Annotated in this window: 26 protein-coding genes; 11 read left to right on the forward strand and 15 right to left on the reverse strand. The window is 46.8% G+C overall.

All coding sequences use genetic code 11. The annotated features are described in order from the left end of the window. Positions 1-111 precede the first annotated feature (111 nt). Entirely contained in the window at positions 112-717 is a 606-nt protein-coding gene (locus tag QW71_RS25885; protein ID WP_039306013.1) for a pentapeptide repeat-containing protein, read from the reverse strand. Between the two features lie 141 nt (positions 718-858). Between QW71_RS25885 and QW71_RS25890 the strand changes: the two genes are divergently transcribed. After that, positions 859-1,242 (forward strand): PilZ domain-containing protein, encoded by a 384-nt coding sequence (locus QW71_RS25890; protein ID WP_231575371.1) that lies wholly within the window; start codon positions 859-861, stop codon positions 1,240-1,242. A 92-nt stretch (positions 1,243-1,334) separates the two neighbouring features. On the opposite strand, the gene QW71_RS25895 is transcribed toward QW71_RS25890, so the two are convergent. From QW71_RS25895 to QW71_RS25915, 5 genes are read right to left on the reverse strand one after another with little or no spacing between them, the layout of a single operon-like run. Beyond that, positions 1,335-2,069 (reverse strand): hypothetical protein, encoded by a 735-nt coding sequence (locus tag QW71_RS25895; RefSeq protein ID WP_039306020.1) that lies wholly within the window; start codon positions 2,067-2,069, stop codon positions 1,335-1,337. Next, a complete protein-coding gene (locus QW71_RS25900; RefSeq protein ID WP_039306023.1) occupies positions 2,063-2,764 on the reverse strand; it encodes an ABC transporter ATP-binding protein in 702 nt (233 codons plus the stop codon). Before QW71_RS25900 ends, QW71_RS25895 begins: the two co-directional genes overlap by 7 nt. Positions 2,765-2,778: 14 nt before the next feature. After that, positions 2,779-3,153, reverse strand: a complete 375-nt coding sequence (locus QW71_RS25905) for a GntR family transcriptional regulator (protein WP_039306026.1) — start codon at positions 3,151-3,153, stop codon at positions 2,779-2,781. Then, a complete protein-coding gene (locus QW71_RS25910; RefSeq protein ID WP_039306029.1) occupies positions 3,153-3,902 on the reverse strand; it encodes an ABC transporter permease in 750 nt (249 codons plus the stop codon). Before QW71_RS25910 ends, QW71_RS25905 begins: the two co-directional genes overlap by 1 nt. Beyond that, positions 3,895-4,866 (reverse strand): ABC transporter ATP-binding protein, encoded by a 972-nt coding sequence (locus QW71_RS25915; RefSeq protein ID WP_039306032.1) that lies wholly within the window; start codon positions 4,864-4,866, stop codon positions 3,895-3,897. Before QW71_RS25915 ends, QW71_RS25910 begins: the two co-directional genes overlap by 8 nt. A gap of 259 nt (positions 4,867-5,125) precedes the next feature. On the opposite strand from QW71_RS25915, the gene QW71_RS25920 reads away from it, so the two are divergent. Both QW71_RS25920 and QW71_RS25930 read left to right on the forward strand, forming a co-directional pair. Continuing rightward, positions 5,126-5,497: a hypothetical protein gene (locus QW71_RS25920; RefSeq protein WP_039306035.1), complete on the forward strand. Its 372-nt coding sequence runs from the start codon at positions 5,126-5,128 to the stop codon at positions 5,495-5,497. A 309-nt stretch (positions 5,498-5,806) separates the two neighbouring features. Next, positions 5,807-6,739, forward strand: a complete 933-nt coding sequence (locus QW71_RS25930) for an aminoglycoside phosphotransferase family protein (RefSeq protein ID WP_039306039.1) — start codon at positions 5,807-5,809, stop codon at positions 6,737-6,739. A gap of 104 nt (positions 6,740-6,843) precedes the next feature. Here the strand turns inward: QW71_RS25930 and QW71_RS25935 are convergent, their stop codons facing one another. After that, positions 6,844-7,809: a phosphotransferase enzyme family protein gene (locus QW71_RS25935; protein WP_039306041.1), complete on the reverse strand. Its 966-nt coding sequence runs from the start codon at positions 7,807-7,809 to the stop codon at positions 6,844-6,846. Positions 7,810-7,899: 90 nt separating this feature from the next. Here QW71_RS25935 and QW71_RS25940 point away from each other — a divergent pair, with 90 nt between their 5' ends. The 3 genes from QW71_RS25940 (at position 7,900) to QW71_RS25950 (ending at position 9,901) form a co-directional block, all read left to right on the forward strand. Then, positions 7,900-8,298, forward strand: a complete 399-nt coding sequence (locus tag QW71_RS25940; protein ID WP_083442727.1) for an RNA polymerase sigma factor — start codon at positions 7,900-7,902, stop codon at positions 8,296-8,298. Further along, complete coding sequence (locus QW71_RS25945; protein ID WP_039306043.1) at positions 8,295-8,900, forward strand: zf-HC2 domain-containing protein; 606 nt, start codon at positions 8,295-8,297, stop codon at positions 8,898-8,900. Before QW71_RS25940 ends, QW71_RS25945 begins: the two co-directional genes overlap by 4 nt. An 83-nt stretch (positions 8,901-8,983) precedes the next feature. Beyond that, complete coding sequence (locus QW71_RS25950; RefSeq protein ID WP_039306045.1) at positions 8,984-9,901, forward strand: sulfurtransferase; 918 nt, start codon at positions 8,984-8,986, stop codon at positions 9,899-9,901. Positions 9,902-10,097: 196 nt separating this feature from the next. Here QW71_RS25950 and QW71_RS38255 read toward each other — a convergent pair whose 3' ends face one another. Beyond that, positions 10,098-10,817 carry a hypothetical protein gene (locus QW71_RS38255; RefSeq protein ID WP_052770233.1) on the reverse strand — a complete coding sequence of 240 codons (720 nt, stop codon included), beginning with the start codon at positions 10,815-10,817 and terminating at the stop codon, positions 10,098-10,100. A 164-nt stretch (positions 10,818-10,981) separates the two neighbouring features. On the opposite strand from QW71_RS38255, the gene QW71_RS25960 reads away from it, so the two are divergent. From QW71_RS25960 to QW71_RS25970, 3 genes are all read left to right on the forward strand, one after another. Beyond that, positions 10,982-11,683 carry a MerR family transcriptional regulator gene (locus QW71_RS25960; RefSeq protein WP_039306047.1) on the forward strand — a complete coding sequence of 234 codons (702 nt, stop codon included), beginning with the start codon at positions 10,982-10,984 and terminating at the stop codon, positions 11,681-11,683. A 503-nt stretch (positions 11,684-12,186) separates the two neighbouring features. Next, complete coding sequence (locus tag QW71_RS25965) at positions 12,187-12,870, forward strand: hypothetical protein (protein ID WP_039306048.1); 684 nt, start codon at positions 12,187-12,189, stop codon at positions 12,868-12,870. A gap of 127 nt (positions 12,871-12,997) precedes the next feature. Next, on the forward strand, positions 12,998-14,083 hold the full coding sequence (locus QW71_RS25970) for an endospore germination permease (protein WP_039306050.1): 1,086 nt from the start codon (positions 12,998-13,000) through the stop codon (positions 14,081-14,083). A gap of 6 nt (positions 14,084-14,089) precedes the next feature. On the opposite strand, the gene QW71_RS25975 is transcribed toward QW71_RS25970, so the two are convergent. From QW71_RS25975 to QW71_RS26005, 7 genes are all read right to left on the reverse strand, one after another. Further along, the gene (locus QW71_RS25975; protein WP_039306052.1) at positions 14,090-15,316 is read right to left on the reverse strand and encodes a Ger(x)C family spore germination protein; all 1,227 of its coding nucleotides are present in this window, start codon (positions 15,314-15,316) and stop codon (positions 14,090-14,092) included. Continuing rightward, positions 15,313-16,821: a spore germination protein gene (locus QW71_RS25980; RefSeq protein WP_083442728.1), complete on the reverse strand. Its 1,509-nt coding sequence runs from the start codon at positions 16,819-16,821 to the stop codon at positions 15,313-15,315. Before QW71_RS25980 ends, QW71_RS25975 begins: the two co-directional genes overlap by 4 nt. Positions 16,822-16,849: 28 nt before the next feature. After that, a complete protein-coding gene (locus QW71_RS25985) occupies positions 16,850-17,299 on the reverse strand; it encodes a hypothetical protein (protein WP_039306055.1) in 450 nt (149 codons plus the stop codon). Next, entirely contained in the window at positions 17,300-18,094 is a 795-nt protein-coding gene (locus QW71_RS25990; protein ID WP_039306058.1) for a hypothetical protein, read from the reverse strand. A 26-nt stretch (positions 18,095-18,120) separates the two neighbouring features. Further along, positions 18,121-18,642 carry a hypothetical protein gene (locus QW71_RS25995; protein WP_039306061.1) on the reverse strand — a complete coding sequence of 174 codons (522 nt, stop codon included), beginning with the start codon at positions 18,640-18,642 and terminating at the stop codon, positions 18,121-18,123. Beyond that, positions 18,642-19,118 (reverse strand): hypothetical protein, encoded by a 477-nt coding sequence (locus QW71_RS26000; protein ID WP_235441552.1) that lies wholly within the window; start codon positions 19,116-19,118, stop codon positions 18,642-18,644. The genes QW71_RS25995 and QW71_RS26000 overlap by 1 nt, the downstream gene beginning before the upstream one ends. Positions 19,119-19,563: 445 nt before the next feature. After that, positions 19,564-20,247 (reverse strand): hypothetical protein, encoded by a 684-nt coding sequence (locus QW71_RS26005; RefSeq protein ID WP_039306067.1) that lies wholly within the window; start codon positions 20,245-20,247, stop codon positions 19,564-19,566. Positions 20,248-20,708: 461 nt separating this feature from the next. On the opposite strand from QW71_RS26005, the gene QW71_RS26010 reads away from it, so the two are divergent. Beyond that, positions 20,709-21,467: a DUF975 family protein gene (locus QW71_RS26010; RefSeq protein ID WP_039306070.1), complete on the forward strand. Its 759-nt coding sequence runs from the start codon at positions 20,709-20,711 to the stop codon at positions 21,465-21,467. 266 nt (positions 21,468-21,733) lie between these two features. Further along, complete coding sequence (locus QW71_RS26015; protein WP_039306073.1) at positions 21,734-24,022, forward strand: preprotein translocase subunit SecA; 2,289 nt, start codon at positions 21,734-21,736, stop codon at positions 24,020-24,022. Positions 24,023-24,313: the final 291 nt, after the last annotated feature.

Below are 24,313 nucleotides of genomic sequence, written 5' to 3' on the forward strand. Positions count from 1 at the left end.
CATAAAGCAGCTCCAACAAAATCTGCAGCCCTGCCGTCCCGTTCCGGGGCGGCAGTTCCTTTGTTGCTCACTTATGCAGGTATATAGTGAACAGTCGGCCAGACCCTCCGCTTATCCCACCTTGGCTCCCATCGAGCGGGCCAGCAGCACAGCCTGCTCCACATCCAGCCGTACCCCTTTAAGATCAAGACTCTTCAGGTCAATCCCCTCCAGCTTGGCACCCTGCAGATCCGCTCCTGCAAGCTGGCACTGCGCAAGCTGTACACGGCTTAAGTCGGCTCCGCGCAGATCCGCTTTTTGCAAATTGCAGCCCTGCATATCTGCCTCGGCGAACCGGATGCCCCGCAGATCCTGCCTGCTGAGATTCAGGTGGCGCAGATTCGTATAAGCCCAGTCCCCTCCGGTGAGAGTAATCCCATCCATATAGGCATTCGCGAAATCGGAACCAATCATCTTACAATTCTCGAACTTCGACACAAACAGATTCGCCCCGGTAAACTTGCAATTGGTAAAAGCCCCGTCTCTATGCAGTGAAGCATTCAGCAGCGCACCAGTGAAATCACAGTCCACAAACCGGCAGCCGCTGGAGGTCATTTCTTCCATGGAAGCCCCTCTGAACGAGCAGTGTTCAAAGGTACAACCGTTTATTTCTCCATCCTGCATATTGGCATAGTCAAAATTATGATTCTGAAAAGTTTCATTGTGGTACTGATACATAATGTTTTGACCCCTCTTCCTATGGGTACTGAATCTAAAGTTCTGAATACCGGATTATAATTTATTTTTAAATATACTACTTTAGGAGATTGTCCAAGTGTAGCCGTTTCGATATAATAGCAAATAAACTCGCGGAGGTAAATGATGGATGACTCCAGCAGAAAAGAACCGTTCCGTTATGTTATGAACCAGCCCATCGATTGCTGGCTTGAAATCCCGGCCAGTAATAACGGGCCCGGAGCCGGAAAATTGACGGAAGGCATCCTGCTAGACCTTAGCCGCTCCGGCTGTAAGGTGCGTACTTCTCTGAACCTCCGCTTCACCGCAGGTGATACGAAGCTGATTATACATTTCCAGCTGGCGGAAGAGAAGCTTCAGTATGAAGGAAGTGTCCGCTGGGGCTGGATGTTCGGCCTTGGACAGTTCCAGTACGGGGTAAGACTTGATCTGCAGGAAGCCGAGGAAGAACAACTGCTGCGGGAGCTGGAGATCTGGACCCACGGCAGAAGGGCTCAAGGATTGTAACTGTAATTTGCACAAAAACGAAAGCAAGGCTGACATCGTCAGCCTTGCTTTCTCGTTGAATGGACATATTCGCAGGGCAGCTCCCTATGCGATCAAACTTCAATTCTTTTTTTCACCATTACAACCATTGAATAGATCAGTATTAAGGCAACTACAAATTCGAACAGAAGCGGCCATTGATTGGTAGAAAGGTATCTGATCGTTACTCCGCTGTCAGGCCGCAGATTATTCTCGTAAATCTCAAAATTAAAGGTATTGTCCAGACCAATGAAATAGATGTCGAACATAAACTTTTCAAGATAGGCTATACCATTCTGCAGAAGGGTGAGGATCACAATCCCTATCCATACTCTCCCCTTGAAGCGAAAGCTTAATGCTACAGTAATAGAGAACATGACCATAATCATCATGAAACCAACTGACCACATAAACTGCAGTAAACATCTTAAGCCAACTGACACTATATTATCCGGCAGGAAATCCAGCGGGTAGATAAGCTGGTAAATGCCAAAATGCGCCAGACCGAGAGCAATCACCGTCAAGATTAGCAGCAGCGCAAACAGCAACGGTGACATGACCGTCTGCAGGGCAGTAACCGGGATAAGCCGCCGCTGGTAAGACTTCAGATTCCGGAAATAACTGAATACAGCTATAAATACAAGCGCCAGTGCAAGTATAAAGTAGATAACCAGATTCAGCGAAACTAGTTGTTCATTGACCTTAGTGCTGGATATCCAAATCGCAGGCTGAACCAGCAGAGCAATAACAATAAAGACGAGGATCCGTTCCCTTCTGCGTCTCAGGTCATATTTTAACAGCTTCAGCATTCGGCAAACACCTCTCTGAACAGCTCATCTATACTTTTTCCGCGCTCGAGTCTGAGCTCTTCCACTTCGCGCTGGAGAACGATCTCCCCGTTTTTCAAGAAAATAACCTCGTCAAAAATCCGTTCGATATCGTTCACCAGGTGTGTAGAGATCAGAATACTGCTGTCTTCCTCATAAAACTCCATCAGGGCATTGAGAATCTTGGTCCGTGCTACAGGGTCGACACCGCCGATTGGCTCATCCAGCATGTAGAGTCTGGCCCGGCGCGACAGCGCAAGGGTGAGCTGGAGACGTTCGTTCATCCCTTTGGATAACGTCCGGACCTTATCCTGCCCTCTGAGGTTCATGAAATCGAGCATCCGCTGTGCTTTGGCCTGATCGAAGTCCGGGTAGAAATCCCGCTGGAACTTCAGCGCATCCCCCACATTCATCCAAGACTCTGTAACGGGAACATCAGGCATGAAGGATACAAGCTTCCGGCTCTCCACCCCAATGGGAACACCGAGGACTGATATCCGGCCTGAGCCCGGCTGTGCCAATCCTGCGATCAGCTTCATGAGGGTGCTTTTGCCGCTGCCGTTGCTGCCGAGCAGTCCGGTAATTCTGCCTGCTCCCAGCGTAAAGGAGACATTGCCCAGCGCTTGTTTGGAGCCGAACTTCTTGGTCACGCCCTGTACTTCAAGTAACTCATCCACTCTTGGTAATCCCCCTATTCTTGGCCACGCTGATGTATATTCTCCGCTACGGCCGCCAGAATATCTTCACCCTGGAAGCCGAGCTCCTGCATGCCGCGGATAAAACGGTCCAGCACATCCTGTGCCATTTCCTTCTTGATGGTCAGAATCGTCTCTTCTCTTCCGGTAACATATCTGCCCATGCCGCGGCGGGTCTCCACGATTGTCTCACGCTCCAGTTCCTGAAAGGTTCTTTGTACCGTATTCGGGTTAATCTGCAGTTCTGCGGCCAATTCACGTACTGAGGGGATTTTGTCACCGGGCTTCAGCTTGCCTGTGATAATCTCCCCTTTGATGTAGTTCATGATCTGAAGATAAATCGGCTGGTTGTTATCAAATTCGATAACCATCAAGCAACATCCCTGCGTCTGAAGACCGCAAATCCCGCGAGCAGGAACAACGCCATATATATGCACAGCAGCACAATGGAGAAGTTCAAAGTCATTCCCGGCATCGGCGCACCGCCATCTTTATAAGCTGCGAGATTGAGGTTCGGAAACAGGAAGTATTTATAGAAATCACGGTTGATGATGATTTTATCTATGGTAGTGGCAAAGATAGTCGCACCTATCGTTACCCCTGTTGATCGGGTTAGGATTCCGAGCATAAATCCGATCGTGGCATACACGATGCAGTATGCGGAGGAGTACAACAGTGAGGTAAGGATATCGCTGAGTCCTGAATCCCCTCCGCTGAGTCCAAAGAAGATCATTCCTGAGACAAACAGCGCGATCGTTGCAATCAGCAGCATACTCAATGAATAGAGCAGTACGGTTACATATTTAGAGGCCAGTATCGCAGTCCGGCTGCGGGCCCGGATCAGCAGAAACTTGATGGTCCCCTGGCTGTATTCTTTGGACACAATCCCCGCTATCCCTACAATGACGAGGATCACCAGCACCTGGCCGATTCCTGTAGGCAGCAGTGAGTCTGCTGTGAATTCCGCCGCGGAGGCATACGTATCCGCCCCTGCCACCGTGTGCACAATATAACCAATTACAAATACCATCAGCACCAGAAGGGCATATGGAACAGTAAAGCTGCGTTTCTTCGATATTTTGAGCCATTCATTCAGTACGAGCTGATTAAATTTACGCAATGCGGTTACCCCCTGTCCATTTCAGGAAATCATCTTCCAGGCTCTGTTTATTCTCGGTAATCCGGTATACCCCAACCTTGGCTTCACTGAGTGCAGCCACAAGCTCCGGAACGTTCCTGTCGGGCAGGCTTACATGCAGCTCGGAATGAGCTTCATCTGTCCCGGTCACCTCCACACCTTGCAGCGCTTCGGCAACAGTACGCGCGTTCCCGGCATTATCCACCCGGATGGTGAGGGCTACTTCACTGCGCGCTTCCGGCGCCTCAGCAAGCTGCGTAACCGTTACAAGCTTCCCGTTCTGAATCACAACCGCGCGGTGGCAGATCTGTTCAATCTCGGCCAGCATATGGCTGGAGATCAGAATTGCAATGCCTTCCACCTCGGCAATCGTGCGCATATAATCGCGCATTTCCCGAATTCCGGCGGGGTCCAGCCCGTTGGTCGGTTCATCCAGAATGAGCAGCTTCGGCGATTGCAGCAAGGCCTGTGCGATGCCCAGACGCTGGCGCATGCCCAGCGAATACGCTTTTACCTTCTTCTCCATCGCTTCCTGCAGTCCAACCAGCGCCACAACTTCATCAATCCGTGATTCTCCGGCCCCGTCACTCATCCGCAGATACTGCTTCAGATTGTCATAACCGGTCATATGGGGATAAAACTCCGGGTTCTCGATGATCGCTCCGATCTGCGAGATGGCCCGCTTGAAATCCTTTTGTATGCTGTGCCCGTGAATGAGGACATCTCCTCCGCTCATACGGATGAGTCCGGTCATCATGCGGATGGTGGTCGTTTTACCCGCCCCGTTCGGACCCAGCAGTCCGATAATCTCCCCTCTGCGGATGTCGAAGCTAAGGTTATCTACTATTGCCTTCCCTTTTATCACCTTGCTGACGCCTTGCATTTCCAATACGGTTTCTTCCTTCACGGGGCCTGACAGCCCTTGATTACGAGTGGACGAATTCATGACAGCCTCCTATTTAGTACGGGATTGTTAATCTTTCCAACTGCGCATTTGAATTATTGTGTCGGTGTGTTAGTTAAATAGTACACTAGACGTTTCAATCTGTAAAGCCCGTTTGTGAATTTTTTCCTTATCCTCTCCGGAAACAGGCTATTCATGCGGGGGGTTTAACCATACCAGTCTTCCAAAGCAATCATAGAATAGTATTGCAACTGACAGTATCGTACTGCATTTGCCATTCCAGCATCGAGGAGGAGTTCGCATGGACAAAGAGGTTCATATCTCACAGACTTATCCACGGCTGACGGTGTACAGCGAAGAAAATTACCGGGGAAGAAGCAGAATTTACAGGGGCAATCTGGGTATCCGTAATACAGACAATATTCTGGACGGAATCGAAAGTCTCCGTTTCTTCTCCACCAGCAGCAATGCTACGCTCGTCCTGTTCAGCAGAACCCGGTTCAGAGGCAGCTTCCGTGTGCTTCGCGGGAACCACAACATCCGTGATCTGGATGACTTTATCTCCGGCAACGATGTAGAGTCGATTATCTCAACTAACCAAAGGCTGACCCTGGCACAAATCCGCAGCATCCGCAGCAGCGGAAATCTGCCTTCGGGTTACCGGTTGATCTAGTAGCATCCGCAAGACAAATAGGGCACACTCCGGTATCGCCAAGCCGGAGTGTGCCCTATTGGGTTGTTCAAGGCTGTTAGCCGGACTGTTATTAACATTCAAACTGTACGGCATCACTATTAGAGCAAGGGACAAATTCAAGGGCTGCTACCGGTTCTTCTATATCTTCAGCATGAGCAGTCTGATTCTTGCTCATGAAACAGAAATAACCGCCATCCGGTATCTTCCCGCTTCCCGGCGAATCAAACAATATGATATGTTAGAAATGTCAATAGTATCCGGCAACGCTTGAGGAGGATTAGGATAAGCATGCTCAATCTAGAAATATATCCACCTGAATTAAGCGGATTGGTTCTATCCGCCATTGGCCCCTTTCAAGTCATAGCTAATTTAAGATTAAATAGCGTAAGGACAGGAGTCTGGAAGCTTAGCTCAGACACCGGCAACAAATGTTATTACTTAAAAACCTATACCAGAAAACAAAGATGGCATCCGGAGGTTTTTGCTTATAATCATTGGATAGGTCACTTGAAGCCGTATGTACCAGAGCTGATCAGTTCCTTTGAGGGCGATGGATGGCAAGCGATATTGATAACTGCGATTAACGGCACAATCCTGAGAGAGGTGGAACTAAGTTCCGCAGCTAATATAGCTGCTTACCGTAAAGCTGGTGAACTTACAAGGGTCTTACATAGCTCACAAAATGGCCGTTGGTTTGGCCGCCCCGATAAGAATGGAAATCCAATTGAGTTATACCATAATGCAGACCCAGTTAAATATATATCCAATTCAATTATTGATATTAGTAAGCGGTGTACTCAGGAAGGGTTGCTGCAATCTTCAGAAATCGAGTTAACCCATTGGGCTCTTCAGAACACTCAAGTTTTTGAGCCTGCTAAACCAGTCCCCATAAGCTGGGATTCTACACCAGGGAATTGGCTGGTTGATAATAACGGTATTTTCACTGGAATGATTGATTTTGAAAATATGTTATGGGGTATTGATGTGGATAACTTCTCCATTCTATTCGGGCGGTATTTCAAAGATAATAAACCTGCTATGAAGGCATATTTTGAAGGCTATGGAGCCGAGATACTTAAGGAGAGGAATATAGAATTGCAAATCTGCTGCATTAAGATGGCAATTGGCGATATATATTGGGGCACCCTCAACAAACAGCCTAACGTCATCCATTATGGCAGGGAGCTTTTACATAGAATTTATGATAATAATTTATTATAAGATTGAACGCAGCCATAAAGACCCGTAAGAAGCTCTCTCAGCTTAGTGTCTTTCTTACAGGTCTTATTTTTTATGCGCTCGCTTATAAGCAAATAGAATTCCGGCTACAGCTTCCCGCCCGATATCTGAAGCACCTCTGCCGCGAGCACAGGTATCTGCTCCTGCAGCACATTCACTTCATCAATGCCTTTCCAGTAACGGGTGACAAAATGAAGAAAGACGTCGACCTTACGCAGCAGGATCAGCGTCGGAATCGCTTTGAATTCTTCTACGGTAAGCATGATCTTGCGGCTGAAGCCCCGCCAGAAATCACGGATAATCCGCTCTTCCTCTTCGTGGCACAGCATTCCGGACAAGATGACCGCAGCCTCCATGGCCCGTACATCCCAGGTACAGAACTCAAAATCAAGCAGCGCCGTCACCTGCGCAGCATCCTCCGTATCAACCAGCAGGTTAGAGGCATTAAGATCGCCATGCACCAGCTGGTGGGGTAACTCCTCCAGTTGCTCCAGTGAGTCTGCCACACCTTCATAAGCCTCAACCAGCACTTTCAGTTCGGGCAGCAAACCCTGGAGAGGTTCAGGCGGATTCAACAACAGGTCGCGGAGCGCTTCCCGGGTGCACAGCGGGTACGACCGCCCTAGCTCATAGTAGGGCCTGTATACAGGAGGGCTCTCCGGCTTCACATCAGCGAGCACAGCAGATAATGTCCCGGCCGCCTCACCGAACGACTCATAGAAGCCCGAATCCTGTTCAGCGGGAGATTCACCATCAATATAGCCGAACAGGCAAGCGAGCTTTCCTTCCCCCTCTTCAAGCTGAACCATCGTTTCCCCTGTGGAGGTAAGAATGGGAACGGGGGTTTTAAACGGCAAATCCAGTATAGCCAGCCTCTGCAGCACGGCATGCTCGAACTCTATTTTATTCCGGTCCCGATGTGTATCATAGATCCGCAGTACAGCGCGGCGGGTTTCACTGTCCACGAAGTAGGTGGTATTATTCCAGCCTCCGCTCCGCTTCCTAAACGTCCCATTCCACTCCGGCCAGGCCTGGCTTACAATGTTATTCATAGGCTTGTGCCCCTTTCTCTTTTTTTGTGCTGATATGTAACGAATCTTCCGCAGCCGGGTCTTATCTATGTAAGGTGGTGAACCGAGGAAATTACGCAAGAAACGTTTGTCAAAGCCGTGAAAAATATTAACCAGTTCAAAGGCAATTGTAAAATCAGTGTCTGGCTCTGTCAAATCGCTAAAAATACCTACTTCACTTATATGGAGAAGCAAAAACGCCGGGAACCCGCTGAGCCGCAGGAAAAGCTGCAGGCAAGCAGCCTTAATCTTGAACAAAAGCTGATCGACAAGACAGAGGCCCTGCGAATCCATAAGCTGCTGCACAGTCTGAAGGAGCCTTATAAGGAAGTCTTCACACTGAGGGTGTTCGGAGAATTATCCTTTGACCATATCAGTCAGGTATTCGGCAAAACGGAAAGCTGGGCCAGGGTTACATATCACCGCGCCAGAAACATCATACAAGACTTATTAATGGAGGAAGACCGATGAACAAACTGTCCTGTGAGGTCGTTGAGGATTTACTGCCGTTATATCACGACAAGGTATGCAGTGCAGCTACAAGGGAAGCCATAGAGGCCCATTTAGCCACCTGTGGACATTGCTCCGCCGCCCTGCGCAAGCTTCAGCAGAATAGCAGCCTGCCTTTTGAGGTGATCGCCAAAAACAAGCAGGAGAGCGCCGGACTCTCCAGCTTTCAAGGCTACTGGCACCGCGCAAGAGTGCTTTCCTTTGTTAAGGGTCTGCTCCTGGCTACAGCGGTATGTGCTGTTCTTATTCTCGGCTATGCCAGTCTATTCCGCTGGAATATTACCAAAGTGCCTTCCAGTTCGATCGAGATTACCGATGTAAGCCTGCTAAATAACGGTAAAATTGCTTATCATGTAAAAATAACCGACGGCTATGAGGTGAACCAGATCAATGCCAGAATGGGCAATGACGGGATTTTCTATATTACGCCAGTACGGCCTGTAATTAAATCGCGAAAATTCGCAGAGCTCGGGCTTGGCAACAGATATGACACCATAGATCTCGAATTATTAAACGCTAACCGGACCAACCCCGTTGAAGCCCAATTCGCAGAACAGAATTAACTGATAGGAAGCATATTCTGCCAAGCTATGATTTTTCCGCTATAATGAATTTCATATTGAAATATGCAAAGGATGGGATACTTATGGACGCTACTGTTACCAAACGCTGGCTGCTGGCAAGGCTCTATGAGCCGGAGCAGACCATCATCGACTGCCGCTTCACCCTGGGCAAACCCGAAGCAGGCCGGGAGAGCTACGAACAAGAGCATATTCCAGGCGCGGTCTATCTCGATCTGAAGCTGGATCTGTCCAGTCCGGTTACCGAACACGGCGGACGCCACCCGCTTCCCGATCCGGAGGTGCTGGCGGCACGGCTCGCGAAGCTCGGAATCGGGAACGATTCCCGTATCGTTGCCTATGACGATGAGAGCGGCATGAACGCTGCCCGGCTGTGGTGGCTGCTGCGCTACCTCGGACACGAGCAGGTATTCATCCTGGAAGGCGGCTTCAGCCAGTGGAAAGCCGGGAAATACCCGGTGACGGATCATCAGCCGGTGCGGGTGCCGAGTACATTTACGGCAAATGTGCAGCCGCAGATGCTGGTGGATGTTGAAGAGGTTCGCCGCGTATCGGTGAAGACGGCTGGTACCGGGGCTCATGTCGAGGCTGTTACTGGTGTGGATACCCGGACTACTGCTGCTGTTGCCGCTTCGCCCTCGGCTCTCCCTATTCTGATCGATTCCCGGGCCAATGACCGCTATCACGGCCGGAATGAAACCCTGGACCCGGTCGGGGGGCATATCCCCGGTGCGGTCAACTACTTCTGGAAAGACACGCAAAACGCAGACGGCAGCTTCAAGAGCGCCGATGAGCTTGCGGTGCATTTTGCCGGAATGGACAAGAACGCGGAGATTATTGTCTACTGCGGCTCCGGCGTAACCGCCTGCCCGAATGTGCTGGCGCTGGAGAAGGCCGGGTTCAAGAATGTTCGGCTGTATGCGGGGAGCTGGAGTGACTGGATTAGCTATGAGGAGAATGCGGTGGCTACTGGAAAAGAGTAAAAGCAAAGAGCCCGCGTCGAACGCGGGCTTCAGGGCTGTGAGAGGTTGCCGTTTGGTGACCTGCTACAGCCCTCTTTGGGCTTTTACGTCCAACAGTTTGCAAACATGAAGTCAGAGAAAACAGTTGCTGGAACTCCTAAGTCAACTACAGTAGGGCAGTCGGGACAGGTGGCTGAATCATGCTTTGAATATCAATTTATTCACCGCTAATAATGTTGTTATACTGTTGCAAGATTTTATTCCAATCTGAATTTTCAGTATTGTAAATATTAAATAACTTTTTAAGTTTATCGTTAATGCTTTGATTCACTACATTATCCCGTTGCAAATGAATTTCCAAAGCAACCAGCCATATTTTTGCCAGATCCAAATCTCCAATATTTATCGAATTTTTATCTTCTGCAGGAAAGAATTTTTCCAACATTTTGAAAGCTGAAAGGCTATCCTCTTTTGAATAGATTAAATCGTAGAGTATTTCGAAATTTTTTGCATATTCCACGCTCTCGATGGATCTATAAAAAGCAGGCTCGGAGAGATCGGCATTCGGTGTTCCAATGTAAAAGGTATTCCCACCTATATCCGTCATTATAAATCTGCGATCCTCTACTAAAAGTTTCAATTTTGATATTCGTGGTATACCGGAACGAGGGACTTTCCCCATATATCGTTTTAATCCAGTAGTGAAATCTTCATATACCTGGTTTACATCGTCAACTTTGATATAGCACATCTGGGGGTTTTCAGTAGGCAATATTCTTTTGGTTCCATAAAAGTGCAACTCAAGTGTACTATAGTTCACAACTGCATATGGATTTGGACGAGTGTAAATTTGAATGGTTTTGAAACCCAAGCTCTCGTAAAATGACACCTGTTCCTTTATGGATTGACACGGTAAAATCGGTATAAGTCTAGTCATTACCAGCCACCTCTTCTTTCGTGAATTTGACTTACACACAAAGCGTACCATATTAATGCAAATGATAAGGTTTGTCGATATCTATTCAAGTGGTTAGAATGACTGAAGACATAAACCCGTCATGTGCTTTAATAATAAATTACAGGTTAAACAAGGGGGTTGAGATGAAAGGGATTGAGATAGCAAAAAAATTAAATATAAGCACGAGTGCATTAAGGCATTATGAAGCTTGGGGACTTGTTCCTTATGTCGAGAGAGCGGCAAACGGGTATCGCATTTACACAAAGGAACATGAGGCTTATTTCCGATGTATACGTGCGATGAATGCTGGATTTGGAATGGATTTGATTCGAGAGGTGATGCCGCGCATCATTAGGGGGGAAATACTTGATGCCTTATGGCTAATTAACAAGGCACAAGTAAACCTGCATGCAGAAAAAGAAACCGTAAAAAGAACAGTCGAAATGCTTGATTTGAAAGAGTTGAATGATCTGCCGAAGTACCGCAATAAAACCTCGTTTGCGATTGGTGAGGTAGCTGAAGAAGCGCATGTATCTGCTTCCGCTATTCGGCATTGGGAGAAAGAAGGGTTAATCAAGCCTGAGCGTCAACAAGCGAGTGGATTCCGTATCTATAGCCCCTCAGATATTCGCAAAGTGCTTATCATCCGAACTGTTCAAAGAGTGGTGTATTCCTTGGATATAGTTCGTGAAGTATTATCGGAGCTTGATAAACATAATGTTGCACAGGCTAAGGAAATTGCGCTTAAATCGCTTCAATACATTGATTATGCATTGATTGAGCAGGTTCGGGGTATCGCCTATTTGCAAAATCTTTTTGATATTGTGTCAAATAAAGAAGGATAGTGAGCTCCCTAAGTCCTCCCACGCGTAGCCAAGGGAACATAGGGGGTCGTGGGGGGATAAGAAACTGGAGTGACTGGACCTCGTATGGGGAGAATGCGGTGGCTGATGAGGCTCGTGCTGATCACTTTTTCGAATAAAAAGAGCCTCTCCTCCCTGTTCAATGATTTCGCAAACTACCTCTTTCTCTTTTTATAGAGCTTCCACCTTTTCACCGAAAAAGACTTTTGCCGGCTTTGTCGATTTGGTCCGAGCGATAACCCTATTTACGACCCAATCTCTTATCATACGAGCAATTTAGACAAGATAGGGTCATATGAATCGCTCCTCTCAAAATGGTTGCAAAAAAGCCGCCAAAGCTATGGCGGCAACGTACTAGTTCATTTATAATAATTATAAAATCTGGAAATCCAAGCGGACAGGCCATACATAATTTATTCAGTCAATCCACGCTGAGCTAAGGGCAGCAATCTTCTACAAACGTCACAAGAGGAGGTGTTGATTCCATGGACTTGGAAAAACAAAGGGTTTGGAGTGAGAATCTTAAGGCTTTAAATGAAATGATGTTAACTCCCCAAGAACATGCCCAAGCCGTTCAATCATTTCTTTCTCTGCATGCTTGGTTACATTCTTCATCCGTTGGGAATTTATCCGAACTAACATTACATGATGCCGTAATAAAAAGTTTGGACGAACAAACCTTCAGAAAGTACCCAGTGAACCTTTCGGATACGAAAAACTCGATTGCATGGCATCTTTGGCATAGTGCCCGACTTGAGGATATGACCATGAGTATTCTAGTTGCTGATGATCAACAAGCTCTTTATTCTGGAAATTGGTTCGAAAAAATGAATACTAGATTTACTCACTCTGGTAATGAGATGAGTGAAGAAGAAATTGCCGAGTTAAGTTCAAGCATAAATTTCGAATCATTATTGGCTTACAAAACTGTCGTTGGTAAGCAAACAAGACAAATCATATCGATGTTGAAGCCAGGACAGTTTGTAGACAAGGTTGAACAAAGCAGAATCAAACGATTGTTCGATGAAAATGCTGTTACTCAAAAGGCAAGTAGTCTAGCCGATTACTGGAGTAAAAGAAATATAGCTTGGCTAGTACTGATGCCTGCAACAGAACATATCTTTATACACTTGAAAAAATGCATCCATATAAAGGAAAAACTTAATTGAGCAATGAAGAAGTCACAGGCGTACAATAATAGTCTGTCTCCCTCTGACCTTCTCATGTTTGCCGCGTCCCTCCTATGGAAATAATCATACTGATGATATGTGAATCAGATGAGATGGAGCGGATACTTTGAATAAAATTACTAGCTATCAATTATTCACAATCACCTTTATTTTCCAGCTCGGAACGACCATTATCTTTGGCTTTGGAGGTACGGCTGGCCGGGATGCATGGATTGGCGAACTGATTTCCAGTGCTCTGGGAGTAGTTATTATTCTCGTCTACACCACCTTAATGCGGATGAACCCGGGGCTCTCTCTAGTCCAGTGGTTTCCCGCACAATTTGGACGCTGGATCGGGACACCTATAGCATTTGTATACCCTTTTGTGTTTCTGTATTTTGTGGGACGTATTATTGCGGATATTAGGGATATGGTTTCAACAACCCTCTTAAATAATACACCGCTTATACTGATTACAGGGTTATTTGCCCTCATCATCGCCTTTTGCTTATATGGTGGCGCTCAGATCATTGCACGACTGGGAGAATTATTCCTTCCCATTGTTATCATCATTTTCAGTATTGAGATTATCCTTCTATTTGGCTCCGGTGTCATGCATATCAAGAATATACAACCTGTTATGGAAAACGGGTGGGGACCCATCTGGAACGTTGTTTACCCAGGCGGTGTCACTCAATCTTTTGGGGAAGCTATTGTTCTTGCCATGTTCTGGCCTGAAGCCAAAACCCCTTCAAAAGTAATGAAGATTACAATTATTTCCACAGTACTGTCAGGAATCATGATAACCTGCTTGGATTTGTTTGCGATTTCCGTTTTTGGGGGAGTGTTTTCGCGGTTTCTATATCCCCTCTACACCTTATTGAGTTTAATCAGTATCGGAAAATTCATTGAAAACCTGCAGATGTTTGGTGTCCTGTATTTTTTAATGACAGCATTATTAAAAAGTGTCATATATATGTTCGGTGCGCTAAAAGGGATTCAGCAATTGACCAAGATGAAGAGTTATCGTTCACTGATCATTCCGTCATGCCTCCTCTCATTAATTCTGGGAATGACCATGTCCAAGAACATCACTGAGCATATTTATTATCATCATTTTAAAATATTGCTTCCTTATGTGTCGGTACCCTTGCATTTAGTCTTGCCAGCGATCCTGCTCATCGTTACTTGGTTTCGGCAATTCAAGAAATGACAAACTTCATCGTTTTATTTCGTCATCCATCAAATGTACCGATGGTCCTGTTACACCTATCCGCCGAACCGTCAAATTTGCTTTTACTGATACCTCCGCCTTTGAAAACTCCATATCCCAATTATTTTTCAAGGATTTCCATAATGATGAATTTTCATTGTGAATGGAATCCCCGAATCCAAAGATATCAGTTCCGTACTTTTTTTGCACTTTGGTAATGGTCCGCAGCACCGATTCTTCAACATGCTTGTTAAATGTGTCTTGCATAAGATTTATATTGTCCATTTTTGTCAGGTCCAGTCTCGTGTTGTTTTCTCGTATGGCTCCTTGCCCTGTTAACGTAACAAGGAATTTGATATGATCACCTTGGATAACAGGCTGAATCTTGCTCCCTAACTTATTTACCTCCAGACTAGCGTTTCCGTTGTCTTCGGGTATTTGGGCCGAAATAGTAAGCTTCTGTAAATTTCCGGTTACCCATCGCATAATTCGTCCTTCTGTGATATCCAAGAATCCTACCAATTTCAGCTCTTGACTAAAAATTGCGGTTCCTGCTAGGTGAAACCCCTCCACATCATTCCTGCTGGATTGATCCTGATGCTCGCCTTCTACTTGCGCGCCATTGTTCAAGCCCGCTTTAATTAATGGAACAGTCGGACTGGTTCCTTTGCTGCTTGCGGATATTAAAAAATGTAAAAACCCCATTTCCATAAGCGTACCGAACTGGTCAAATTCTCCTAAGGCTCCGAGACCGGGTATTGTTTCTAGCGGATACGATATGTTTAAAAAATCCCGTGCAGTGCCTCCCTTGACCACAAACAGATCGGTCCGCAGCTTGAGGTTCGGATCCCGGGTATACGTATCCAGTACATCCTTAATCCCGTGTCTGGCCATTGACTCTCCAATCACAATGACCCGCCGGTGACCGCGGAATACCTGCCGGGACAGCTTGGCCTGCATCTGCTGCACGGCATCAAGCGTGTTCATACCAGAGCTGGTTACGACAAAAAAGGGATTATTCTGACTTCCTCCATCTTTACCTCCACTTTGTCCACTGCTAATTTTCGACGGAACGATAGCCTGAGCACTGATCACTACGTCATTATTTTGCCCTTTATCAATCCCCCAGGCGAGTTCTATCGCAAGATCGTTTACCTCTGTACTGTCCCAACAACCTGAAGTAAATAGAAGAGAGATGAGCAGACAGGAAGAAACTATCCGTTTTCTATTCATTTGTCTCCCCTCTTTCGTTTTGGATGGGGTTGCTGGCCTTCGGGAATGCGGGTTCTATTAGCCCCGGAGAGATATGCCGGACGCCGGTTCATACTCCATCTGGGTGCGCGGATTATTACATCCTTCAAGCTCCGGAGAGTTTGTGGAGCGACCGGACTCATATACGGAACACCAAATGAACGCAGACTAAGAAGATGGATGATCAAAATAAATAATCCGCTGATTATCCCGTATAAACCCAGCAATCCCGCAAAAATCAACATAGGAAACCGAAGCATCCGGTATGCAGTTCCAAAATTGTACCGGGGAATGGCAAACGAGGCAATTCCTGTCGTTGCTACCACAATCACAACAGGGGCTGATACAATACCTGCTTGCACAGCAGCTTGTCCAATGACAAGTGCCCCCACAATGCTTACCGCCGAACCAACGGCCTTTGGCATACGAATGCCCGCTTCACGAAGTCCCTCAAACATAAATTCCATCAATAATGTTTCAACAAAGGTTGGAAAAGGGACGCCTTCTCTGGAATTGGCAATACTAATGAGCAGGTTGGTTGGAATAAGCTGCTGATGAAACGTTGTAAGTGCAACATATAAGGACGGAAGCAATAGTGACATATTTACCAGCGAATAGCGGATGAACCGAATGAAGGTCGTATAAATAGAACGTTCGTAATAGTCTTCAACCGCCTGTAATCCTGTCCAAAAATTCATCGGAACGATCAGCACGAATGGAGTATTATCAACGATAATGGCAACTTTGCCCTCTAACAGACTTGCGCTAACAACGTCAGGACGTTCGGTATTTTGAATTTGCGGAAATGGAGACCAAGGAACATCTTCGATAAACTCTTCAATAAAACCCGATTCCATGACCCCGTCAATCTGGATTTGCTTGATTCGGTTACGGACTTCCTCAAGGACAGTATTCGAGACAACGCCATGAATATATGCAATGACGATATCCGTCTGAGAATATTGCCCCACTGTAATGGATTCCATTTTGAGCTCTGCACTGCGGATGCGTCTGCGGATCAGGCTTGTATTAATTCGTAATGTTTCTGTGAAGCCATCTCTGGGTCCACGGACAGAGACTTCAGCTGCTGGTTCTTCAATCCCCCGTTTCTCAAATCCTTTCAGATCTGCAACTAAAGCTTTGTCCTCTCCCTCAACCAGTATGGTGATATTCGCCTTTAATACGCCATCAGCCACATCTTTTACTTTAGAAACCGTCTGGACCTGTGAGATGGCTACAAGCTGCTGTTGGATGATTCCTCGTAGCTTGGTAACGCTATTCAACCCGTCCGGATTTTCATCATAAATGATTGGTTGTAGCACAACTTGATCCAGGATTTTGGTATCGGTTAATCCATCTAAATAAATAAGCAGTATTTTGGGGCTGATGCTGATGGTCCGAAATACGATATCAGAGCAGTCCTGGAAAATTTCTCTCAGCATCTTCTCATTAATCGCGAGTTCAGTGCTTAATTCTGTATACCGCATAGTTCCCCTCCATCCTTTCAAGAGATTCCTAGTTTAAATTTCCAATGTTTATAGCAGAGAACTGCTTCAAAATATGGATCGCCTTAATTGACTCTGCTTCTTCGCAATGAATAATCAACATGACTAATGCATTTGTACCAGGCGGCCTATTCTTCACTCTATTTCCGGCTATAAGGAAGAGGATCCAACCGGTGAACACTCCTGCCGCTAGTCCGATAAGCCCCCAAAGAACGGGTCCCCACCTTAATTCAAATCCGAAAGAGGCGCCCAGGACCGCAAAGATGGTGCCTAGGATTGCTGCTGGATCAATTGCGGCAATTCCCTCGGCCCGATGAATGGAATCGGACAGCTTCGTTCTTTGGGTTGTTGGTTCCATTGGAACAGCAGCAATGCTTTCTTTACCGAAACCGTTTTGCTCTAAAGCCAGAATTACCAATTCCAGATACACAGAAGACTCAAAACAAGAGAGCACATACAATTAAGTTTCCTCATTTCCTTTCGAGCCAAGCAGCTCAAAGCTCCGTGGCTGTACATTTTCCCGGAGAAATTGAAACTGCTCTAGCTCGAATAATTTATTTTGCTCAACCGCTATTATGTACGCTTCATAAGCTGCAAAACAAAACATCGACGGATAGTAACAGAACCATTCCGGATCTAGTACAGCCCTTGCTAATTCAAAGGAACCGTTAATCGTATAGATACAGGCTTCAACGAGATGTGAATAATAAGCAATAACAATACAACTCACGAAGAGAAATGAACCGCTCATCAATTTATGTAAATAGAGATGACCCAATCCCGGAAATAATAAGGACCATACCAGCGCATACTGTGGCTGCCGTTTATCCAGCATATTCAGGCTCAAACCCTTCATATTGAAAACTGTGACGGGTGAATTCTCATTTTGGGCCAACAGGAAATGCTTGTTCAGATCGATTGTTTTGTGATAACTGTCCCATATGCAATAGATATAGACTGGAATATATAGTAGCACCCACCTCGGGTTCAGTATGTCTTTGGCGACATCAAACCTTCCGTTAAAGGAATACACCATCGCTTTATTGATCCCGGCACCGTTATTTATGACGATTTCCCAAATAATCAGCATAAACCCCTTCAAATAAAGCCCGAGGTTCAGATGACCAAAACCTGGAAAAGCCGCTGACCACCATGCGATGACCCAAGGGTTCCTTAAATAAATTTGGTTAGTATTGAATACCGCCATATAGCTGTTATATCTGCGGATGCGCTTTGCTTCCTTCTTCTGCTCCATCTGGATTGCCCCCGAGTATAATCTTCTTATACTTCTTTACTACGCTTACTCTGCCAACGAACCCGTGAGAATGCCATCCGGTACAAGCTTAGATGAATACTCATCAGGAATAAGTAAATGGGGAACGAGTAACTTATGTGGTAGCCATGCTTGTAATGGAACACGCCAGCTTTTACAGCCAGCCATTCAAACCCGATAGACACTAGTGCCCAAAAGAGAATATACACAACCGTCATGATTTCGGACATCCGCAGCCGCTCATACCCATAAATAAACAAGTATCCAAACGGCGCATACATGAAATAAGAGAATAAGTCAATCCACTCGTATGTTGAGTTGTCCCCCGCATCATATAGATCAAACGGCGGGATCGCGATCGCATGGTCAAACATAAGTCCAAATGTGACACCAATAAGCAGATTAAAGGTTGCTTGGGTAGGTGAAAAGTGCCGGGGAAGCAACCAGACTGCCGTCAAACCAATGACAGCCATCCCAATGACAAACCACTCATTCCCGTTAAATTGAGTGTCATAAACGATTTTTTCCATCACCGAATCCATCCTTCCTTAGTAATCATTCGTTGAAAGAAGCGCCCCGTGAGCAAAGTACAGCTCATTAAAGCTATGATCATCACCGCCTCCATTAAGAAATTCCATCCGGTATAAGTAAGTACGGAGTACCAGCGAAGCATCGCTCCAGTGAACATTTGGAACAGAAACCCATAAGCAGATATTCTCCAGCGCGTGCTGGCTTTGGAGGCAGTTAGAAACACATTCACATAGGTCAGGAGAATGAAAGTGACAGTGATCTCATTTTGCAGGATCATGGATAGGAAGTGGGGGATACTGCTTGTATTTATTTCGAACAGCTTAAAATTGAAAGATAAAAGGGTCAATTTATTAGTAAGTAAAAATTCAATGACCATAACCAAAAGGAAGTTGGCTGCCAGCGGCAGTTTATTGGGCAGACTGGCCATGACCCCAATAGAGAACCATGCGAGTATGAGGAATATGACAATTACCACTACAAAATGCCTCCGCTTCACTGTTAAGATTTGATTTCTAATTTCCCCTTTATTTTGGTGGCTTATGCATGCTGAGCGTTCAATCCTGCTCCGGTATAGCCACTGGCGAATAGTTACCATGAAGAGCCCGTGCGAGGCACGGGCTTTTGTTACTTTCTAGCCAATTAGAGGGGAAATCCACCTTCGTAGCCGCACTTTGTATTCGGTTATTCGCATCCAATTGGCTCATTTACCCTCGTTGCAGCACATTGTATTCGGTTTTTCGAATACATTTGGCCCATTTACCTCCGCGCCGTATATTGTATTCGGTATTTCGAATACATTTGGCCCATTTACCTCCGCAGCCGTATATTGTATTCGGTTTTTCGCATACAATTGGCCCATTCACCATCCCGCCTCTTTAAATGTTTGGCTTTTCATAAGCATTCGCGGGCCATATTACTCTTCAGACCAGATCTGGACTTTGGAGCGTACCCATATACTCATAATAAATCACTCGCTGAGATGCTCCTCTTGCCACGGGGCGAAATTTTCCTTTATCCACCAGCATGCGGCAGTATTTAATGACCGTCATCGTGTGCAGCTCCAGCTCTCTCGCGGCATCAGCCGGGCGAAGGACACGATGGTGACGGATGGCTGACCGCATCAAATCACATTCGATTTTAGAATAGGTTCTCTCAGCGCTTCTATGTGCAGACATTCCTGCCGACAAATATGGATACAGAATGCTCCGCAGCGCGGAGAGGATGAAAGACGGATTTTCTTTCAGCTCATCCAGCGATATAAAGAGCAGCGTGCATTCCTGTGACTGTAGGAAAAGCCCGCGGTTCAGGTCCATCCGGTATTTGCTCCGGTCCGTGCCATGTGAGCCAAAGTCCATAATCTCAAATGCAATACGCGAGGCTCCGACCTCCCATAGTAAATCGACAAAATAGGATCTGCCACGCCAGTCCTTAACTTCATATTCTGGGTGTAGTCCCTGAAAATGTCCGGCCAGCGGCCACCATACCTGTTCGATAAACAAGCGGTTACCATAGCCATGACCACGTTTTAGCGCATCAAGCCGTTCTCCCTTTCTTCGTTTAATATGTTCGTCCAGCCATCGCTCATGTTCTTCCCTAAAGCCCATGTTCATCCCTCACTCTGCAATAAAATTTTGCTTCTAAACGCACAAAACCCCGCCTCCTTCCGAATGGGTTAGGAGACGGGGCATACTTTGCCGCGTTTGCTTGTATCTATACTTAGTGTGCCACTTTCGGCTGGCTAAAACAATACAAAAATATCAATATAGTGACAGAATGGGTTTTACCGGACTGCTCTTGTTGATGTCTCACGGAAAATCTATTGTATATATCCGGTAACACTGACTAAGCACTTCAACCCTATCGATTCTTCTCAAGTGTAAGTCCAAAAATCGGATATGTGTATAGCCCAAGCAATGCCTGCTATAAACACAGTTTCCAGCATCCTCCCTGCAATCTTCAGTATTCAGCCAAAAGTCATAGTAATTAATTGATTGTCTAATGACATAATCTATGGTATCAATTGTAAGACGAAGAACAAAATGCAAACAAGGAAAGAGGTTTTTTGATGTGGGATCGTAAAGAAATAAAGGGAAGGGCTAAGAATGTCCTCCGCACCTCGTATTGGAAGGCTTTTGTAGTAAGTTTACTGCTGGTCTTTCTCGGAGAAGGCTCGGGTCTTCCAAGCTTTAATCGGAACTGGGGATCGTCAGCACGTTCTAAAATTTCTAGCTCCGGTGTGGAATTAGATTGGAGCGTGTTAGGATCCTTTCTTGCATTCGCATTATTCATAATTGGCATCTTCGCAGTAATTGGAATAGCGTTTTATATCCTGATCGCTTCCCCCCTTACTGTTGGTTCACTGCGTTACTTCAAACGATCTGCCGAGGGAGAAGTCCGGATGGGCAATGTCGGCTATGCGTTTAACAGGGACCGGTATTGGGCTATTGTTCTAACTATGCTCTGGAGAGGTTTCTTGAATTTCTTATGGTTCCTGCTGCTGATCATTCCTGGCATTGTAAAATCCTATGCGTACAGCCAGGTGCCTTACATCCTTGCGGACAATCCGCACATAGGGTATAACCGCGCAGTAGAATTAAGCAAGCAAATGACACGCGGTCATAAATTCAGCATGTTTGTGCTTGATTTGAGCTTCATTGGCTGGATTCTGCTGGGCCTGCTGGCGCTCGGCATCGGCGTCTTATTTGTCCAGCCCTATATCAATGCCACGAAGGCCGAGCTGTACCTGGAGTTGCGCCACAATGCGCTTTCGTATAATTTGACAACAGCCCATGAACTCCGGTTAGCACAGACCCCCTTTTACTAGAAACATATCTGTTATCTGCATACCACTATTTAGGACAGATTGCCCCCTTTGAAAAAGCAGCAGCAGCCCCGTAGACCGGAGGTTGCTGCTGCTTTTGTATGTAAGACCGCGTCTTTCGGGCAATTTTGCCCGGGAGGAAATAAATAGAAACTTTGGATAGGCTTTTACGTAGTAATACAAAGTTTATGAGCTTGAAGCAAAGCAAAAAATTCCAGGTTCTGGGGCAACTGGATTTCATTTTTCTAATGAGAGGAGATCATATTCCTATGAATATAGCCGTCAAGCTGATGCATCGATTCAAAGACTACGATAACCGGAGTAAGCTGAAGGTCTATCAGGACCAAACGGAGCTCATCAAAAACCGGAATCTGCAAGCATGGGAGGATGGCCAGCTTCAAGCGGAATCCCTACGGCTGCAAAAAGAAGCGCGGTCGGGTACGCCATTGGACGAGCTGCTTGTTGATGCTTATGCGCTTGTCTGCGAGGCAGCGAAAAGAACGCTCGGACTGCAGCCTTACGATGTCCAGATCATGGCTGCGATCGCACTGCATGAGAGATTCTTAATCGAGCAGCATACCGGTGAAGGAAAAACGCTCTCTGCGGTTATGCCTGCTTATCTAAATGCACTGACCGGCGAAGGTGTTCATGTGCTGACCTTTAACGATTATTTGGCCAAGCGCGATGCCGGGTGGATGGGTCCGGTGTATCGTTTCCTCGGATTAACGGTTCAGCCAGTGCTGGCGGGCATGAGCCTGTCCCGGAAACGGGAAGCATACGCCGCCGATATAACCTACGTTACGGCGAAAGAGGCCGGCTTCGATTACTTACGCGACACGATCGCACTAAGTGAAGCCGATACCGTACATCGTCCGTTCCACTATGTCATCGTTGATGAAGCGGATTCGCTGCTTCTTGACGAAGCACGGGTGCCGCTGGTCATCAGCGGGGAGTCGGACTCTTCCATCAGTGACGGCATTCTGTTCGCAGAAGTGGCCCGGCAGCTACAGCCCGCGGAGCATTACGACTTCGATGAGTTCCAGCGGAATGTTTACTTGAATGAAGCCGGCGCTGCGAAAGCGGAATCCCTGCTGGGATGCGGTAATTTGTACGATAGCCATAATTCTAACTTGTTAACGTCATTAAATTGCGCGCTGCATGTGGAATCGTTATTAAACAAAGACATTGATTATATCGTCCGGGACGGTAAAATCGAGCAGATCGAGGAATATACCGGACGCGTGGCCGAGAACAGATATTTACCGGACGGGCTGCAAGCCGCGCTTGCGGTCAAAGAAGGGCTGCAATGGACCGTTGGAGGGAGAATTCTCGGCACAATTACCCTCCAGCATTTCATTAGCCTGTATCCGGGAATTTGCGGAATGACGGCGACCGCGCACGCTTCCGCAATGGAATTCAAAGCGGTTTATATGCTGCAGGTCGTGCAAATTCCGCCGAATCGGACAAACATACGGATCGACCATCCGCACATGATTTATACCCATAAAGAAGCCAAATTTAAAGCGCTTGTACAAGAAATCTCGTCCGTTCACAAGGCGGGACGCCCTATTCTCGTTGGAACGTCCAGTGTCCAGGAGTCTGACATGCTGGCGGGGGGATTAGCGGCTGCGGGTGTACCTTGTCAGGTTCTGAATGCAAAAAACGACGCAGAAGAAGCCGGGATCATCGCCAAAGCCGGAGAAGTCGGCGCCGTCACGGTGTCTACGAATATGGCGGGACGCGGCGTCGACATCAGGCTTGGTGGAGGTGACCCCGCGCAAGCAGAGGCAGTAGCCAAGCTGGGCGGGTTGTACGTAATTGGCACTCATGTGAATGAAAGCGTACGGATCGACGACCAGCTGCGCGGGCGTTCCGGCCGCCAAGGCGACCCGGGAGCCTCCGTATTCTACGTAAGCTTAGAGGACGAGCTGATGCTGCGGTTCGGATTCGATAAAGCGGTTCGCGTTCCCAGGCAGGATGAGGCTCTCAATGATCCGGTGCTCCGCAGCAAAATCGCGCATACCCAGCGCGTGATTATGAGTCAAAACTTTGATATCCACCAGGAACTGAACGGTTATTCGGATATGGTGGAGGATCAGAGGCGGATTCTATACGCGGAGCGGCTCGGGATTTTGCAAGGCACGAAACCGATGAGCCCTGCGGAGCAGCGGGTCCGGCTTTTTTATATCGACGGGTTCTGGGCGGACCATCTGGCATACGTCAATTACCTTCGTGAAAGCATCCACCTGGAGAGCCTGGCCAGCCGCAGTCCGATCGATGAATTTCATGCGCAGATTACCCTGGCCTACGATCAGATTCCGGCTAAAATAGACCGTGAAACGGCAAATATGCTTAAAAGGCTTAATGGTTCGAATGATCCGGCAAAATGGGATGAGTTCGGTCTCAAGAGTCCCCCTTCCACCCGGACTTATATTATCAACGATCAATACCTGCAGAATAAGCGCAGCTCATGGACCGGAACGACTGTATTGGCTTATTGGCTTCGTCCGCTATTGAGGAAGATATTATCGCCGGTACTCAAGCTGCCTAAATATTGATTGTTGTAGCGTCTCGGACTCCCCGTCAAACCGTGCATGCGGATTTCCCGCACACGGCTTTCCTCCGTCAGTTCCCCATCTTCAGGAGCGAGTTTCCTTCATCCGTCGCCGAATTGCCTATTTCACTCCTGAATTAGGAACATGTGGTGAGTAAACTTGTTAGAAATACCATTCCCGCTGATTCCAGTACCTTGTTTGGAATCAGCCGGTTTGACACCGTAGATTTCATTTGACGCATAAAGGCTGGCGCACTCATTCGCATCCATTGATCCAGACGTTCAAACTTTTTCT

The organism is Paenibacillus sp. IHB B 3415 (assembly GCF_000802655.2).
In the GTDB taxonomy this organism is placed as follows: Bacteria; Bacillota; Bacilli; order Paenibacillales; family Paenibacillaceae; genus Paenibacillus_AQ; species Paenibacillus_AQ phytohabitans.

What these genes read in the sequence shown, in the direction of transcription:
- QW71_RS25885 (WP_039306013.1), bottom strand. Translation starts at nt 717, where the DNA reads ATGTATCAGTACCACAATGAAACTTTTCAGAATCATAATTTTGACTAT.
- QW71_RS25890 (WP_231575371.1), top strand. Translation starts at nt 859, where the DNA reads ATGATGGATGACTCCAGCAGAAAAGAACCGTTCCGTTATGTTATGAAC.
- QW71_RS25895 (WP_039306020.1), bottom strand. Translation starts at nt 2,069, where the DNA reads ATGCTGAAGCTGTTAAAATATGACCTGAGACGCAGAAGGGAACGGATC.
- QW71_RS25905 (WP_039306026.1), bottom strand. Translation starts at nt 3,153, where the DNA reads ATGGTTATCGAATTTGATAACAACCAGCCGATTTATCTTCAGATCATG.
- QW71_RS25915 (WP_039306032.1), bottom strand. Translation starts at nt 4,866, where the DNA reads ATGAATTCGTCCACTCGTAATCAAGGGCTGTCAGGCCCCGTGAAGGAA.
- QW71_RS25920 (WP_039306035.1), top strand. Translation starts at nt 5,126, where the DNA reads ATGGACAAAGAGGTTCATATCTCACAGACTTATCCACGGCTGACGGTG.
- QW71_RS25930 (WP_039306039.1), top strand. Translation starts at nt 5,807, where the DNA reads ATGCTCAATCTAGAAATATATCCACCTGAATTAAGCGGATTGGTTCTA.
- QW71_RS25935 (WP_039306041.1), bottom strand. Translation starts at nt 7,809, where the DNA reads ATGAATAACATTGTAAGCCAGGCCTGGCCGGAGTGGAATGGGACGTTT.
- QW71_RS25945 (WP_039306043.1), top strand. Translation starts at nt 8,295, where the DNA reads ATGAACAAACTGTCCTGTGAGGTCGTTGAGGATTTACTGCCGTTATAT.
- QW71_RS25950 (WP_039306045.1), top strand. Translation starts at nt 8,984, where the DNA reads ATGGACGCTACTGTTACCAAACGCTGGCTGCTGGCAAGGCTCTATGAG.
- QW71_RS38255 (WP_052770233.1), bottom strand. Translation starts at nt 10,817, where the DNA reads ATGACTAGACTTATACCGATTTTACCGTGTCAATCCATAAAGGAACAG.
- QW71_RS25960 (WP_039306047.1), top strand. Translation starts at nt 10,982, where the DNA reads ATGAAAGGGATTGAGATAGCAAAAAAATTAAATATAAGCACGAGTGCA.
- QW71_RS25965 (WP_039306048.1), top strand. Translation starts at nt 12,187, where the DNA reads ATGGACTTGGAAAAACAAAGGGTTTGGAGTGAGAATCTTAAGGCTTTA.
- QW71_RS25975 (WP_039306052.1), bottom strand. Translation starts at nt 15,316, where the DNA reads ATGAATAGAAAACGGATAGTTTCTTCCTGTCTGCTCATCTCTCTTCTA.
- QW71_RS25980 (WP_083442728.1), bottom strand. Translation starts at nt 16,821, where the DNA reads ATGCGGTATACAGAATTAAGCACTGAACTCGCGATTAATGAGAAGATG.
- QW71_RS25990 (WP_039306058.1), bottom strand. Translation starts at nt 18,094, where the DNA reads ATGGAGCAGAAGAAGGAAGCAAAGCGCATCCGCAGATATAACAGCTAT.
- QW71_RS25995 (WP_039306061.1), bottom strand. Translation starts at nt 18,642, where the DNA reads ATGGAAAAAATCGTTTATGACACTCAATTTAACGGGAATGAGTGGTTT.
- QW71_RS26005 (WP_039306067.1), bottom strand. Translation starts at nt 20,247, where the DNA reads ATGGGCTTTAGGGAAGAACATGAGCGATGGCTGGACGAACATATTAAA.
- QW71_RS26010 (WP_039306070.1), top strand. Translation starts at nt 20,709, where the DNA reads ATGTGGGATCGTAAAGAAATAAAGGGAAGGGCTAAGAATGTCCTCCGC.
- QW71_RS26015 (WP_039306073.1), top strand. Translation starts at nt 21,734, where the DNA reads ATGAATATAGCCGTCAAGCTGATGCATCGATTCAAAGACTACGATAAC.